The organism is Kitasatospora sp. NPDC001547, assembly GCF_042894165.1.
Lineage (GTDB): Bacteria > Actinomycetota > Actinomycetes > Streptomycetales > Streptomycetaceae > Kitasatospora.
In genome coordinates this window covers 1-14,367 of sequence record NZ_JBIAVL010000020.1, presented here as the reverse complement: position 1 = coordinate 14,367, position 14,367 = coordinate 1, and the positions used below count along the sequence as shown (strand labels likewise).

At 75.3% G+C, this 14,367-nt stretch carries 12 protein-coding genes, 2 rRNA genes and 1 pseudogene; 3 read left to right on the top strand and 12 right to left on the bottom strand.

What is annotated here, in order from left to right:
- Positions 1–55: 55 nt before the first annotated feature.
- The gene (gene recN, locus ACFY0X_RS28760) at positions 56–1,813 is read right to left on the bottom strand and encodes a DNA repair protein RecN (RefSeq protein ID WP_387758841.1); all 1,758 of its coding nucleotides are present in this window, start codon (positions 1,811–1,813) and stop codon (positions 56–58) included.
- A gap of 64 nt (positions 1,814–1,877) precedes the next feature.
- Complete coding sequence (locus ACFY0X_RS28755) at positions 1,878–2,618, bottom strand: YitT family protein (RefSeq protein WP_387758839.1); 741 nt, start codon at positions 2,616–2,618, stop codon at positions 1,878–1,880.
- Positions 2,619–2,749: 131 nt separating this feature from the next.
- On the opposite strand from ACFY0X_RS28755, the gene ACFY0X_RS28750 reads away from it, so the two are divergent.
- Entirely contained in the window at positions 2,750–4,249 is a 1,500-nt protein-coding gene (locus ACFY0X_RS28750; protein WP_387758837.1) for a PLP-dependent aminotransferase family protein, read from the top strand.
- A gap of 121 nt (positions 4,250–4,370) precedes the next feature.
- On the opposite strand, the gene ACFY0X_RS28745 is transcribed toward ACFY0X_RS28750, so the two are convergent.
- From ACFY0X_RS28745 to ACFY0X_RS28730, 4 genes are all read right to left on the bottom strand, one after another.
- Entirely contained in the window at positions 4,371–5,276 is a 906-nt protein-coding gene (locus ACFY0X_RS28745) for an NAD kinase (RefSeq protein ID WP_387758836.1), read from the bottom strand.
- Between the two features lie 93 nt (positions 5,277–5,369).
- A complete protein-coding gene (locus ACFY0X_RS28740; RefSeq protein WP_387758948.1) occupies positions 5,370–6,176 on the bottom strand; it encodes a TlyA family RNA methyltransferase in 807 nt (268 codons plus the stop codon).
- A 36-nt stretch (positions 6,177–6,212) separates the two neighbouring features.
- Positions 6,213–6,461 carry a hypothetical protein gene (locus ACFY0X_RS28735; protein WP_387758834.1) on the bottom strand — a complete coding sequence of 83 codons (249 nt, stop codon included), beginning with the start codon at positions 6,459–6,461 and terminating at the stop codon, positions 6,213–6,215.
- A complete protein-coding gene (locus tag ACFY0X_RS28730; protein ID WP_387758832.1) occupies positions 6,451–7,341 on the bottom strand; it encodes a hypothetical protein in 891 nt (296 codons plus the stop codon). The genes ACFY0X_RS28735 and ACFY0X_RS28730 overlap by 11 nt, the downstream gene beginning before the upstream one ends.
- 178 nt (positions 7,342–7,519) lie before the next feature.
- Between ACFY0X_RS28730 and ACFY0X_RS28725 the strand changes: the two genes are divergently transcribed.
- Positions 7,520–7,867, top strand: a complete 348-nt coding sequence (locus ACFY0X_RS28725; protein ID WP_387758830.1) for an alkyl sulfatase C-terminal domain-containing protein — start codon at positions 7,520–7,522, stop codon at positions 7,865–7,867.
- Positions 7,868–7,946: 79 nt separating this feature from the next.
- On the opposite strand, the gene ACFY0X_RS28720 is transcribed toward ACFY0X_RS28725, so the two are convergent.
- Positions 7,947–8,984, bottom strand: coding sequence for an HAD-IIA family hydrolase (locus ACFY0X_RS28720; RefSeq protein WP_387758829.1), 1,038 nt, complete (start codon positions 8,982–8,984; stop codon positions 7,947–7,949).
- A gap of 148 nt (positions 8,985–9,132) precedes the next feature.
- The gene (locus tag ACFY0X_RS28715; RefSeq protein ID WP_387758827.1) at positions 9,133–9,810 is read right to left on the bottom strand and encodes a tetratricopeptide repeat protein; all 678 of its coding nucleotides are present in this window, start codon (positions 9,808–9,810) and stop codon (positions 9,133–9,135) included.
- Positions 9,811–9,903: 93 nt separating this feature from the next.
- Between ACFY0X_RS28715 and ACFY0X_RS28710 the strand changes: the two genes are divergently transcribed.
- Positions 9,904–11,274 carry a DUF1015 family protein gene (locus tag ACFY0X_RS28710; RefSeq protein WP_387758826.1) on the top strand — a complete coding sequence of 457 codons (1,371 nt, stop codon included), beginning with the start codon at positions 9,904–9,906 and terminating at the stop codon, positions 11,272–11,274.
- Positions 11,275–11,377: 103 nt separating this feature from the next.
- On the opposite strand, the gene ACFY0X_RS28705 is transcribed toward ACFY0X_RS28710, so the two are convergent.
- From ACFY0X_RS28705 to ACFY0X_RS28690, 4 genes and pseudogenes are all read right to left on the bottom strand, one after another.
- On the bottom strand, positions 11,378–12,343 hold the full coding sequence (locus ACFY0X_RS28705; protein ID WP_387758946.1) for a tetratricopeptide repeat protein: 966 nt from the start codon (positions 12,341–12,343) through the stop codon (positions 11,378–11,380).
- 111 nt (positions 12,344–12,454) lie between these two features.
- Positions 12,455–13,387: pseudogene (locus ACFY0X_RS28700) on the bottom strand (hypothetical protein); the annotation flags it as partial.
- A gap of 662 nt (positions 13,388–14,049) precedes the next feature.
- Positions 14,050–14,166, bottom strand: a 5S ribosomal RNA gene (rrf, locus tag ACFY0X_RS28695).
- Between the two features lie 108 nt (positions 14,167–14,274).
- Positions 14,275–14,367 (bottom strand): 23S ribosomal RNA (locus ACFY0X_RS28690); the annotation flags it as partial.

Below are 14,367 nucleotides of genomic sequence, written 5' to 3'. Positions count from 1 at the left end.
ACAGTCGGCGCCACGGGGCGCGTCGCCGGTGTCCGCAGGGGGCCGCCGGCTCCGGCTAGCGGCGGCGCGGGGCCCGGGCGGCGGCCAGCAGTTCCTCGGCGTGGGCGCGGCCCAGCTCCGAGTCCTCCAGACCGGCCAGCATCCGGGAGAGTTCGCGCACCCGCTCCTCGTCGTTCAGCACCTTGACACCGCTACGGGTCACGGTGCCGTCGTTGGTCTTCTCCACCACCAGGTGCCGGTCGGCGAACGCGGCCACCTGCGGGAGGTGGGTGACCACCACGACCTGGGCCGACTCGGCCAGCTTGGCCAGCCGGCGGCCGATCTCGACCGCCGCCTTGCCGCCGACGCCCGCGTCCACCTCGTCGAACAGGTAGGTGGGGACGGGGTCGGCGCCCGCGAAGACCACCTCGACGGCGAGCATCACGCGCGACAGCTCACCGCCTGAGGCGCCCTTGGCGATCGGGCGCGGCTGGGCGCCGGGGTGCGGGGCGAGCAGCACCTCGACCTCGTCCACGCCGTGCGGGCCGTAGGCGACGGTGCGCCCGCCGACCTCGATCCCGGCCAGGTCGTCGACCTGGCTGATCGAGAAGGTCACCCGGGCGTGCGGCATGGCCAGCTCGGCGAGCTCGGCGGAGACCGCCTCGGCGAACCGGCCGGCCGCGTCGTGCCGGGCCTGCGAGACCTCGGCGGCCAGCTCGGCCAGCTCGGCCCGCAGCTCGGTCTCCCGGGCGCCGAGCTCGTCGATCCGGTCGTCGTCGCCGTCCAGCTCGGCGAGCCGCGCCGCCCCGGCCTCGGCCCAGGCGAGCACCTCGGCGAGGGTGTTCTCCTCGCCGCCGTACTTGCGCAGCAGCTGGGCCAGCACGGCCCGGCGGTCCTCGACGGCGGCCAGGCGCACCGGGTCGGCGTCCAGGTCGTCCGCGTAGCCGGCCAGGTCGCCGGCCACGTCGGCGAGCAGGTAGCCGACCTCGTTGAGGCGGTCGGCCAGGGCGGCCAGCCGCTCGTCGTGGTGGCGCACGGCGTCCAGGGCCCGGCGGGACTGGGCGAGCAGGGTGCCCGCGTCCAGCGCCTCCGGGTCGACCGGGTCGCCGGCCAGGGCGGCGTGGGCGAGGGTCGCGGCGGAGGACAGCGCGTCGGCGTGGCCGAGCCGCTCGGCCTCGGCGGCCAGCTCCACGTCCTCGCCGGCCACCGGCTCGGCGGCGGCGACCTCGTCCAGGCCGAACCGCAGCAGGTCGGCCTCCTGGGCGCGCTCGCGGGCCCGGGTGGTCAGCTCCTCCAGGGTCGCGGAGACCTCCCGCAGGGCGCGGTAGGTCTCCCGGTAGCGGGCCAGCGGCTCGGCCACCGAGGCGCCCGCGTACCGGTCCAGGGCGCCGCGCTGGCGGGCCGGGCGCAGCAGGCGCTGCTGGTCGGTCTGGCCGTGCACCGCGATCAGGTCCTCGCCGAGTTCGGCGAGCAGCCCCACCGGGACGGACCGGCCGCCGACGTGCGCCCGGGAGCGGCCCTCGGCGGAGACGGTCCGGCTGATCAGCAGCGCGCCGTCGTCCAGTTCGGCCCCGGCCTCGATCGCGCGGGCCGCCGCCGGGGAGTCGGCGGGAAGCTCCAGCCGGCCCTCCACGACGGCGCGTCCGGTGCCGTTGCGCACCAGGCCCGGGTCGGCGCGGCCGCCGAGCAGCAGGCCGAGGCTGGTCACCACCATGGTCTTTCCTGCGCCGGTCTCACCGGTCACGGCGGTGAAGCCGGGGGCGAGTTCGACCACCGCGTCGTCGATGACCCCAAGATCCCGTATCCGCATCTCGTCCAACACGGAGACGACCATACGAGGTTCCACCCCCGGCGCGCGACGAGCGACAACGGCGCGCGGCAACTCCGTGCCCCGAAGTTCATCCCTTCCGGGAGTCCTCCGCGGGTGCCGGCACGGTGCACCAGGGCAGGATGAGCTGGACCAGCGGGCCGATGGCCAGCGCGTACGCGACGGTGCCGACCCCGGCGGTGCCGCCGAGCAGCAGCCCGACGGTGAGCACCGTCACCTCGATGCCGGTGCGGATCAGCCGCAGCGAGCGGCCGGTGCGCCGGTGCAGCCCGGTCATCAGGCCGTCGCGCGGGCCGGGGCCGAGCCGGGCGCCGATGTAGAGGCCGCTGGCCAGGCCGTTCAGCGCGATCGCCGCGGCCGTCAGGGCGATCCGGGCGGGCAGGGCGCCGGGGCCGCCGATCACCCGCAGAGTGAGGTCCATGGTCACGCCGATCACCAGCACGTTGGCGACGGTGCCCAGGCCCGGGCGCTGGCGCATCGGGATCCACAGCAGCAGGACGAGGGCGCCGCAGACGGTCACCCAGGCGCCGACCGAGAGGCCGACGGTGCGCTGCAGGCCCTGGTGCAGGACGTCCCAGGGGTCGAGGCCGAGGCCGGCCCGGAGCATCAGCGCCATGCTCACGCCGTACAGGGCGAGGCCGACGAACAGCTGGGGGATCCGGCGGCCCAGGGCATGGGTGTCGCCGAACACCCGGACGGCGAGCCCGGCCGGGCGGGTGGCGGCGGGCACCGGGCCCACGGCGGTCGTGGCGGAGGTGGTCGTGGACCGGACGGCGGGGGTGGACGGGGCCGCGGTGGACGGGGTGGCCAATGGTGCTCCTGCGGTGGTGCTGCACCACCGGGACGGCCCGGCGGTGGCGGCCGGTACGGCCGCCCTGCCATGATGGCCAGGCCAAAACGGCCCCCTCCAGGGCCAATCCCGAGCGAGTGGACTGATTCGCCATGGCCGACTGGCACACCACCGTCACGCCGCCCGCGCTGGCCCGGCTGCTCTCCACCGCCCGGCTCCCCGAGCCGGCCGCCGCCCGCCGACCCGCCTACCGCACCCTGGCCGGACAGATCCGGCTGCTGGTCACCGAGGGCAGACTGCCGGTCGGCGCCCGGCTGCCCGCCGAACGCGAGCTGGCCACCGCCCTCGCGATGAGCCGCACCACCGTCGCCACCGCGTACGAGACCCTGCGCGGCGACGGCTACCTGCACAGCCGGCGCGGCGCGGGCAGCTGGACCGCCCTGCCCGAGGGCGCCCCGCCGCCCGGCGAGGCCCTGCACCCCGTCCCGCCGCACGAGCAGGACCGCATCCTGGACCTCGGCGTCGCCGCCCCGCCCGCCCCGCAGCCCTGGTTCGGCCGGGCCGCCGCCCGGGCCGTCGAACAGCTGCCGTACTACGCCTCCGGGCACGGCCACTACCCCACCGGCGTCCCGGTGCTGCGCGAGGCCGTCGCCCGCCGCTTCACCGACCGCGGCCTGCCCACCACACCCGACCAGATCCTGATCACCACCGGGGCGATGGGCGGCCTGCACCTCGTCCAGCGGGCGCTGATCGGCCGCGGCGACCGGGTCGCCGTGGAGGCGCCCAGCTACGCCCACACCCTGTCGGCACTGCGGCTGACCGGTGCCCGGCTGGTCCCGGTGCCGTACACCTGGACGCCGCGGCCCACCTGGGACCTCGACGAGTGGCGGCGGGTGCTGCGCGGCGCCGGGCCGCGGGTCGCCTACGTGATCCCGGACTTCCACAACCCGACCGGCGCGCTGGTCGACGAGGAGCGGCGCCGCGAGCTGCTGGCCGCCGCCCGGGCCGCCGGGAGCGTCGTGCTGGCCGACGAGACCACCGCCGAACTCGGCTGGGGCGTCCCGCCGGCCACGCCGCTGCCGCGCCCGACGGCGGCCCTGGACCGCTCCGCCCAGGTGGTCACCGTCGGCTCGGCGGGCAAGCTGCTCTGGGGCGGCCTGCGGATCGGCTGGGTCAGGGCCGCGCCCGCGCTGGTGCGCCGGCTGGCCAACGAGCGGGTCCACAGCGACGTCGGCACCCCGGTGCTGGACCAGCTGATCGCCGCCGAGCTGCTGGGCGAACCGCTGCCCGAGGTCCGCGAGCACCAGCTGGCCCGGCTGCGGGCCAGCGCGCACGCCTTCGCCGCCGCCCTGCCCGAACGGCTGCCCGCCTGGACCTTCACGATGCCGCCCGGCGGACTCGCGCTGTGGGCCTCCACCGGCGGCCTGTCCGGCGCCGCGCTGGCCCGGGCCGGGGAGCGCGGCGGGGTCCGGATCGCCTCGGGCAACCGCTTCGGCTCGGACGGCGCCTTCGAGCACCACATCCGCATCCCGCTCACCGTGCCCGCCGCGATCGTTCCCGCCGCCGTCGAACGCCTCGCCGCGGTGGCCGCCCGGGCGGCGGCCGGCGGCAGGCTCGAACCGGCCGACGAGGCCCAGCCGCTGGCAGTCTGACAGCTCGTCAGCACCCAGCGGTCGAACACGGCCGCCCGAACGCCCTCGACCGGTACGGGCGTTCGCGCCCGTACCGGTCGAGGGAGGCCGGCCGCCGGCCGGCGGTGGCGGCCGGACACCGCTAGTGGTGGTCGGCCCGGCCGCGCCAACCCGTCACCGGCAGCGCGAACTTGGCGACCAGCCGGTCGGTGAACGGCGCCCGGTGCAGCCTGGCCAGCCGCACCGGGGTCCGGCCCCGGCGGACCTCCACCCGCGCCCCGGCGGGCAGTTCGACCGAGCGCCGCCCGTCGCACCAGAGCACGCCGTGCGGGGTCTTCGGCTGCACCTCGACCGCCAGCACCGACTCCGGCGAGGTCACCAGCGGGCGGGCGAACAGCGCGTGCGCGGAGATCGGCACCATCAGCAGCGCCTCCACCTCCGGCCACACCACCGGCCCGCCGCCGGAGAACGCGTACGCGGTGGACCCGGTCGGCGTCGCGCACACCACGCCGTCACAGCCGAAGTTGGAGACCGGGCGGCCGTCCACCTCGGTCACCACCTCCAGCATCCGCTCCCGCGCCGCCTTCTCGATCGAGGCCTCGTTCAGCGCCCAGTCCTCGTGCACCACATCGCCGTTGGTGCGGACGATGACGTCGATCGTCATCCGCTCCTCGACCTCGTAGTCGGCGTCCACCACCCGCTCGACCACCACGGCCAGGTCGTCCCGCTCGGCCTCGGCGAGGAAGCCCACCCGGCCCAGGTTGATCCCGAGCATCGGCAGCCCGTGCGACCGCGCCAGCTCCGCCCCGCGCAGCAGCGTCCCGTCCCCGCCGGCCACCAGGATCAACTCGCAGCCGTCCGCCGCCCCGGGGCCCTCGGCCACCTTCTCGACGCCCTCCGGCAGGTCCAGGTCGACCGCCTCGGCCTCCAGCAGTCTGATCCGGAGCCCGGCCTTCAGCAGCCCGTGCACCAAGGCCTCGACGCTGCGCAGCGCCGCCTCCCGGCCGGTGTGCGCGATCAGGAAGACCGTACGTGCTTCATCGCTCATGCCGCTGCCCTCTCCCTAACGCCTGCCGGGTCGCCCTTGGCCCCGGTGCGGCCACGCCATACGACATGACGGGCCGGACGCTCGCAAGGCACCCTACCGGGGGCCCTCCGCCACGGCCCGGTCCGCCTCCGCGGGGTCCAGCCGCGGAGCGTCCCGGCGCAACCAGAGGAAGTACTCGACGTTGCCGGACGGCCCTGGCAGGGGGCTCGCGGTGACCGCGCGCACGCCCAGTCCGAGCTCCCACGCCTGCCCGGCGACCTGGCACACCATCTCGGCGCGCAGCTGCGGGCTGCGCACCACCCCGCCGCTGCCCAGGCGCTCCTTGCCGATCTCGAACTGGGGCTTGACCATCAGCACCAGGTCCGCGTCCTCGGCCGCGCAGGAGGCGAGGGCCGGGAGCACCAGGCCCAGCGAGATGAACGACAGGTCGCCCACCACCAGGTCCACCCGGGTGCCGCCGATCAGCTCCGGGGTCAGCTCGCGCACATTGGTGCGGTCCATCACGGTGACCCGCTCGTCGCTCTGCAGCGACCAGGCGAGCTGCCCGTAGCCGACGTCCACCGCCAGCACGTGCGCGGCCCCGGCCCGCAGCAGCACGTCGGTGAACCCGCCGGTGGAGGCGCCCGCGTCCAGCGCCCGGCGGCCCTCGACCACCAGGCCCTGCGGCACGAAGGCCGCGAACGCGCCGGCGAGCTTGTGACCGCCGCGCGAGACGTAGTCGGGGTCGTTCTCGTCCTTGGCCACCACGACCGCCGCCGAGGTCTCCACCTGGGTGGCCGGCTTGGTCGCGGTGGTGCCGCCGACGGTCACCCGGCCGGCCGCGATCAGCTCGGACGCGTGCTCACGCGACCGGGCCAGCTTGCGGCGGACCAGTTCCGCGTCGAGTCGGCGTCGTGCCACTGCCACTGGTGTTTCAGCTCCTACGGATCCTGCGGGTCATTCCTGGTCGAGCGCGGCCAGTGTGTCGACGAGCCGCTGGTGAACATCTTCGTACACCGCGACGTGTGCCTCCGCCGGGGCCCCGTCCAGAGCCTCCAGCCGGGCCAGGCCGGCGTCCACCCCGGGGTGGCCGGTGGGGACCGGCTCGAAGCCCAGCGGCTCCGCCTCCGGCGGCACGGCGCCCGGCGGCTCGGCGCCCCGGACGGGCTCGGGCGGGCAGCCGGGCAGGGGCGGTTCATTCGTCACGGGCATCGGACTTCTTCGCGCTGGTGGCCTTGCGGACGGTGGTCTTCCTGCTCGCCGCCCGCTTCACGGGCGTCCCCGGCTGGGCCTCGGCCTGCGCGGCGGCGGTCTTCCTGACCGTGGTCGTCTTCTTCGCGGCGGCCTTCTCGGCCGTGCTCCCCTTCGTCGTCGGCGTCCTCTTCGCCGGGGCCTTCCTGGCCGCGGACTTCTTCGCCGCGGTCTGCCCGGGCTCGGACTTCTTCGCCGTGCTCTTCGGCTCCGTGCTCTTCCTCGCCGTACTCTTCGGCTCCGCGCTCTTCCCGGCGGCGTCGTCCTCCGGCGCCGCGGGCTGTTCCTGCGGGGCCCGGGCGGCTCCGGCCGCCGGAGGGACGGGCGGCACCGGCGGATCGAACTCGACCGGCTCGTCCACCTCCACCCGCTCGGCGACTATCGGCTCGCCCGGCGTCCCGGCAGCCGACCGCTCCTCCTCGAACTCCCAGCCGCGCCCGAACAGGTCGGCGGCCCGCGGCGCCGGCACCGGCTCCTCGGGCTCGTCCGGCCCCGGCCCGGACGCGGCCGCCGGGGCCTCCTCCTCGACCTCGCGCAGCTTGGTCTCCAGGTACGCCAGCACCACGCCGACCTTGGTCACCTGGTCGCCGACCTTCTCGAAGACCTTCTCCGCCTCGGTGCGCGCCACGCCGACCGCCAGGTCCACCCCGGCGCGCCCGGCGGTGACCGCCTCCCCGGCGAGGGTCTGGAGGGTCTCCACCGACGGCGGGAACTGGCCGCCCAGCCGACGCTCGACCCCGGCCAGGTCGACCCCGGCCTTCTCCAGGACCGAACTCGCCGTCCCGACGACCCGCCTGCCGACCTCCTCCACCACCCCGGCGGCGGTCTCCACCACTCCCCGAACCGTCCTCGGCAGCATCCGGGTGCCTCCCAATCGCCTACGCGCGTCGCTGCGTCGCCCTCAGTACCCGGGCGTTTCCGGGCACCCCACTGACGACGCTACCGCCAAAACCCTCCTGAGGTACCGTGGCCCGCAGTCAGCACCGTAGCGACCGGGGGAGGGAGCCCGCCCCGTGGCGAACGCCGAGGAGTGCCAGGAGGCACTGGAGCAGCTCAGCCGGAACATGGCGAAGTCCACCGGCGACGTCCGCAAGGCCGCCGCCCTCGACCGCTCGCTGAGCTGCCGGATCACCGACCTCGACCTGACCTTCACCGGGCAGCTGCGGGACGGCCGGATCCAGGACGTGGTGGCGTCCCCGGGCGCCCCGGCCGAGAAGGCGGAGATCCGGCTCACCATGAGCAGCGACGACCTGGTCGCGCTGGTCGGCGGCGGGCTCAACTTCGCCTCCGCGTGGGCAAGCGGCCGGGTCAAGCTGGAGGCGGGCTTCCGCGACCTGCTGCGGCTGCGCACCCTGCTCTGAGCCCGGCCGCCGGGGCCGCGCCGCCGAGGACGGCGGGGCCGCGCCACTGGAGCGGCCCCCGACGGCCCTGGACCGGTGCTCAGAACCCCAGGTCGGCCAGCGCCTTGCGGCCGTCCACCGGCGCGCCGCCGGCGTCCAGCACCGTCCACGCCGCCGCGCACAGCGCCCGCAGGCCGTCCCAGCGGTCACCGGTCCCGGACAGCCGCAGCACGCCGGAGCCGACGCCCGCGACCCATCCGCCGCACCCGAAGCCGCCGTCCACGGCCGCCACCGCCGGGTGCGGGACGAGGAGTCCGCGCAGGTCCGCCGCCAGGTAGGTCGGCCGGTGCTCGACCGGGGCCGCCAGCAGCAGCTCCGGGGTGGTCACCCCGGTGAACACCAGCAGGCTGTCCACCCCGCCGTTGAACGCGCCCTCGATGTCGGTGTCCAGCCGGTCCCCGACCACCAGCGGCCGCTGCGCGCCGGTGCGCAGCACGGTCTCCCGGTGCATCGGCGGCAGCGGCTTGCCCGCCACCTCCGGCTCCACCCCGGTCGCCGCCCGCACCGCCGCCACCAGGGTGCCGTTGCCGGGCGCGATGCCGCGGGCCCTCGGCACCGTCAGGTCCAGGTTGGACGCCACCCACGGCAGCCCGCTCTGCACCGCGTACGAGGCCTCCGCGAGGTCCTTCCACCCCACCGACGGGTCGAAGCCCTGGACCACCGCGAGCGGCCCGTCGGCCAGCGAGCGGACGGCGACCAGCCCCAGCTCGGCCAGCGCCTCCTCCAGCCCCAGGCCGCCGACGACCAGCACCTTCGACCCGGCCGGCACCTTCTCGGCGACCAGCCGGGCGGCGGCCTGGGCCGAGTTGATCACGTCGGTCGGCTCGGCCGGAATACCCAGCTCGGTCAGGTGCTCGGCCACCACCCGCGGCGGGCGGGAGGCGTTGTTGGTCACGTACGCGAGCCGCATCCCGGCCGCCCGGGCGGCGTCCAGCGCGTCCGCCGCGTGCTCGATCGCGTGGGCTCCCGCGTAGACCACGCCGTCCAGGTCCAGCAGCGCGGTGTCGTAGGCGTCGGTCAGCGGCCGCTCGCTGCCGCCGGGGGCGGTCCGTCGCACGGGGTTGGCCGTCTCGGTCATGGCTGCGCTACCTCATTCACTGCGTCGTCGTTCACTGCGCCGTCGTTCACTGCGCCGTCGTTCACCGCGCCGTCCGTCCCGCACGCCCTTGTGCGGCACGTCCCCCGTCAGGGGCCTGTCGGGGAGTCCGCGGGGCCGCCCCGAGCGGTCAGGGCCCGCCGTCGGCACCGTGGCCGGCACCACCGTCGTCCGCCGTCCCGTCGGCCGGCTCCCCGCCGCCCGCCGGGGGCGCCAGGTATCCGGGTGCTCCCGGCAGCAGCGGACCGTACGCCCCGGCGCGGGCCGCCAGGGTCGCCCGGGTCTGCCGCAGCGCCTGCCGGTAGTGGTCGCTCTCCGGCCGCATCGCCACGGCCAGCGCCAGGTGTTCGGCGGAGGTCTCGAAGTCTCCCAGTCGGGCCGCCGCGACACCCCACCCGAACTGAGCGTAGTCGTCGGCCGGGTCGGCGAGCGCCACGGCCCGGAAGTTCTCCAGCGCCGCCGCGTACGCACCCGCGTCGAACTGGGCGCGCGCCAGCGCCTCCCGGATGCTGCGCGAGTGCGGCTCCGCCGCCGCCGCCCGGCTGAGCAGCTGCTCGGCGGCCGCCGGGTGCCCCTGTGCCAGCAGCCGGGCGCCCCGGCGGAACCAGTCGTACACGTCTCCGGTGGGCTCCCCGGAGCGGCTCTGCCGCGGCACTCCGCCGCCCGGCGGATCCCCGCCCGCCAGGCCGTCGTCGTCCGCGCCAGGGCCCGGAGCACCGTCGGTCGGAGCGTTCCCGTGGGTGTCGCCGACGGGCCCGCCCGACCCGGCCGGGCCGCCGTCCTCCACCCGTTCCTGCCCGTCGTCCATGCCGTACCTCGCCCTCGGTCGCACACCCGGCCCACGAAGACGGCACGGGCATTCCGATCTCTCAACAACGCGTACCCGGTTACGATGCCCAGAATGAGCACACCCAGTGCAGAAGACGGAGTCGAGACTCCCGAGGGCGGCCCCGGCAACCCCGGGCACGTCGCCACGGCCGGCCTGTCCCTGTTCCCCTTCCGCGGCCTGCGCTACGTCCCCGACCGGGTCGGCGCGCTGGCCGCGGTGATGTCCCCGCCGTACGACGTCGTCGACCCGGGCCGCCGGCTCGACCTGGAGACGGCCGACCCGCACAACGTGGTCCGGCTGATCCTGCCCAGGCCCGAGCCCGAGGACGCCGGAGACCGCCCCGACCGCGACACCCGCTACCGGCACGCCGCCCGGCTGCTGGCCGACTGGCAACGCGAGGGCGTCCTGGCCGCCGACCCGGAGCCCGCGCTCTACGTCTACGAGCAGCGGGTGCCGGCCACCGACGACTCCCCCGAGCTGCTCCAGCGCGGCCTGATCGGCGCGCTCGCGGTGAGCGGCCGGGAGGGCGGCGTGGTGCTCCCGCACGAGGACGTGATGCCGCGGCCGGTCGCCGACCGGGTCGGCCTGATGCGCACCACCCGGGCCAACCTGGAACCGCTGCTGCTCACCTACCGGGGCGACGGCGGCGCCTCCGGCGTGATCGAGCGGACCGTCGAGGGCGAGCCGCTGCTCTCCACCGCCACCAGCGACGGCACCCACCACCGGCTGTGGGCGGTCACCGACCCCGCCGAGCTCGCCGAGATCAGCCGCGACCTCGCCACCTGCCGGGCGCTGATCGCCGACGGACACCACCGCTGGGAGATGTACCTGCGTCTCCAGCGCGAGCACCGCCACCTGCCGCGCAGCCCCTGGGACCGCGGCATGGTGCTCCTGGTGGACACCGCCCGCTACCCGCTGCGGGTCCGCGCCATCCACCGCGTGCTGTACCGGCTGCCGGTGGCCGAGGCGCTGGAGCGGCTCGGCGACCAGTGGAAGGTCAAGGAGGTCCCCGGGCCGCTGACCGCCGCCCTCCAGGCCCTGGCCGACCAGAAGCGGCACGGCGGCAACGGCTTCGTGGTGACCGGCGGCGACGGCGTCTACTGGCTCCTCGGAGAGCCCGAGGAGTCCCTGCTCGACGCCACCGTGCCGCACGGCCGCCCCGAGGAGTGGCGCCATCTGGACGCCACCGTCCTGCACGCCACCCTGCTGGACCACACCTGGCACGTCCCCGACGGCCCGGATGACATCGGCTACCTGCACACCGCCGTGGCCGCCGAGCAGGAGGCCGCGCGCACCGGCGGCACCGCCGTCCTGCTGCACCCGGTCCGCGAGTCCGTGGTCCGACGGCTGGCCGAACAGGGCGTCACCATGCCGCGCAAGTCCACCTCCTTCGGTCCGAAACCGGCCACCGGGCTGGTGCTGCGCAACCTCGCGCTGGGCTGACACCACCACCCCGCCCGACCTCGGGCCGGAACGCCGTGAGGCCCCGCCGTTCCCGGATTTCTCGGGGAACGGCGGGGCCTCACGGCGTTGCGCGGGAGTCCGCTCAGCTCTTGTCGGCGTCGGCCTCGGCGGCCTTCGTCTCCTCGGCCTCGGCGACCTCGGACTCGGTGTCCTCGGACTCGGTGTCCTCGGCCTTGGTGTCCCGGGCCTGCTGGGCGCGCTCGGGGACGACGCCGTCGAAGTCCTCGTCGATCTCGAGGTCGTCCTCGTCGTAGAACTCCTCGACGTCCTCCTCGTCCTCGAAGATCACGCGGTCGTCGGCGTTGTCGCCGCCACCGCGCTTCTTCGCCGGGGCGTCCGTCGACTCGGTCTCGTCCTCGTCCAGCTCCGGGTCGAGCGTGTCGGTGAACTCCACGCCGTCGATCTCGGCCAGCCGCTCCGAGGCGTTGGTGCTGCCCTCGGTGTCGGCCTCGGCGGCCTTGGCGAACCAGTCACGGGCCTCGTCGGCGCGACCGGCCGCGATCAGGGCCTCGGCGTACGCGTAGCGCAGGCGCGCGGTCCACGGGTGCACGGCGCTGGAGGCCAGCTCCGGGCTCTGCAGCGTCACCACGGCGGCGTCGTACTGCTCCATGTCGCTGCGGGCACCGGCCGCGACCAGGCGCATCTCGACCTGGCCGGCCTTGTCCAGCTGCTTCACCTCGGGCTCGCCGGCCATCGCCAGCGCCCGCTCCGGACGGCCCAGACCGCGCTCGCAGTCCGCCATCACCGGCCACAGGTCGGCCCGGCCGGTCATCCGACGGGCGGCGCGGAACTCGGTCAGCGCCTCGGAGTAACGCTGCGTCATGTAGGAGGCGAAGCCGGCCGCCTCACGGACGGCCGCCACGCGGGAGGCCAGACGGAGCGCGACGCGCGAGAACTGGTAGGCCTCCTCCGGCTCGCTGTCGAGCAGTCGGGCCACCATCACCAGGTTGCGGGCGACGTCGTCCGCGAGGGTCTTGGGCAGGCTCTTGAGCTCCTGGCGCACGTCCGCGTCCAGCTCGAAGCCGGTGACGTCCTCCGGGATCGGCAGGCGCTTGACGGGCTCGTAGTTGCCCCGGCGGTCGTCGTAGTCCCGACGGCCGCGGTCGTCCCGGCGGTCGCCGCCACGGTCGTCACGGTCCCGGCGGTAGCCGCCACCGGAGGGGCGGTCGTCCCGGCGGAACCCGCCGCGCTCGCCACCACGGTCGTCGCGGCGGAAGCCGCCACGGTCGTCGCGGTCACGGCCGTAGCCGCCACCGGAGGGGCGGTCGCCGCGGTCGCGGTTGAAACCACCGGACGGACGGTCGTCACGACGGAAGCCGCCACGGTCGCCGCCGCGGTCGTCGCGGTCACGGCCGTAGCCGCCACCGGCCGGACGGTCGTCACGACGCGGACGGTCATCACGGTCATCGCGACGGAAGCCACTCGGGCGGTCGTCACGACGGAAGCCGCCACCGGAGGGGCGGTCATCGCGACGGAAACCACCGCCGGAGGGGCGGTCGCCGCGGTCGCGGTTGAAACCACCGGACGGGCGGTCGTCGCGGCGGAAGCCACCGCGGTCGCCGCCGCGGTCGTCGCGGTCACGGTTGAAGCCGCCACCGGCCGGACGGTCGTCACGACGGAAACCACCGCCGGCCGGGCGGTCGTCACGGCGGAAACCGCCGCGCTCGCCGCCACGGTCGTCGCGGTCACGGTTGAAGCCACCCGAGGGGCGGTCGTCACGGCGGAAGCCGCCACCGGAGGGGCGGTCGTCGCGGCGAAAGCCACCGCCGGCCGGACGGTCGTCGCGGCGGAAGCCGCCACGGTCGTCGCGGTCACGGCCGTAGCCGCCGCCGGAGGGGCGGTCGCCGCGGTCGCGGTTGAAACCACCGGACGGGCGGTCGTCGCGGCGGAAGCCACCGCGGTCGCCACCGCGGTCGCCGCCGCGGTCGTCGCGGTCACGGCCGTAGCCGCCACCGGCCGGACGGTCGTCACGACGCGGACGGTCATCACGGTCATCGCGACGGAAGCCACTCGGGCGGTCGTCACGACGGAAGCCGCCACCCGACGGACGGTCGTCACGACGGAAACCGCCGCGCTCGCCGCCACGGTCGTCGCGGTCACGGTTGAAGCCACCCGAGGGGCGGTCGTCACGGCGGAAGCCACCACCGGAGGGGCGGTCGCCGCGGTCGCGGTTGAAACCACCGGACGGACGGTCGTCACGGCGGAAGCCGCCACGGTCGCCGCCGCGGTCGTCGCGGTCACGGCCGTAGCCGCCGCGCTCGCCGCCACGGTCGTCGCGGTCGCGGTTGAAACCACCGGACGGACGGTCGTCACGACGGAAGCCACCGCGGTCGCCGCCGCGGTCGTCGCGGTCACGGCCGTAGCCGCCACCGGCCGGGCGGTCGTCACGACGCGGACGGTCATCACGGTCGTCACGACGGTGGCCACCACGGTCGTTGGACCAGCCCCCGCGGGACCGGGGCTCGTAGCCTCGGCCGTCGTCCGATCGGCGCTCGGGACGGTCCTGGGGCTGGTTCGACATCGTGGTGACTCCTTCTGCTGCTTCAGCTTCACCGCGGGCCGAGCGATCAACTCCGCTGCCGCCACGCGGTTTCGACGCCGGCCTGCTGGCCCGCGTACCTTCTCCATTGTCCGACATGCCGGGTCCCTCCGCGTCTGGGCGGAAGTCCCGGTTCTGCCGGCCTTCTTCACGTTCGCAAAACACAAAAAGGCCGCGGCCCCAGCGAGTCGCTGGGGCCGCGGCCTTGAATAATTGTTCGGCGGCGTCCTACTCTCCCACAGGGTCCCCCCTGCAGTACCATCGGCGCTGTGAGGCTTAGCTTCCGGGTTCGGAATGTAACCGGGCGTTTCCCTCACGCTATGACCACCGAAACCCTATCGGGTATTCAGCGAAACACACTTTTCAGTTGATAAGTGTTTTCTTGTTCGCCGGTGATAACTGTTCGTTACCCGGGAACCACACAGTGAACGCGAGCGTCTGAGGACAAGCCCTCGGCCTATTAGTACCGGTCAACTCCACCCCTCACAGGGCTTCCATATCCGGCCTATCAACCCAGTCGTCTACTGGGAGCC

Coding starts and splice junctions, on each gene's coding strand:
- recN (WP_387758841.1), bottom strand. CDS start 1,813: ATGGTCGTCTCCGTGTTGGACGAGATGCGGATACGGGATCTTGGGGTC.
- ACFY0X_RS28750 (WP_387758837.1), top strand. CDS start 2,750: ATGGCCGACTGGCACACCACCGTCACGCCGCCCGCGCTGGCCCGGCTG.
- ACFY0X_RS28745 (WP_387758836.1), bottom strand. CDS start 5,276: ATGAGCGATGAAGCACGTACGGTCTTCCTGATCGCGCACACCGGCCGG.
- ACFY0X_RS28720 (WP_387758829.1), bottom strand. CDS start 8,984: ATGACCGAGACGGCCAACCCCGTGCGACGGACCGCCCCCGGCGGCAGC.
- ACFY0X_RS28715 (WP_387758827.1), bottom strand. CDS start 9,810: ATGGACGACGGGCAGGAACGGGTGGAGGACGGCGGCCCGGCCGGGTCG.
- ACFY0X_RS28710 (WP_387758826.1), top strand. CDS start 9,904: ATGAGCACACCCAGTGCAGAAGACGGAGTCGAGACTCCCGAGGGCGGC.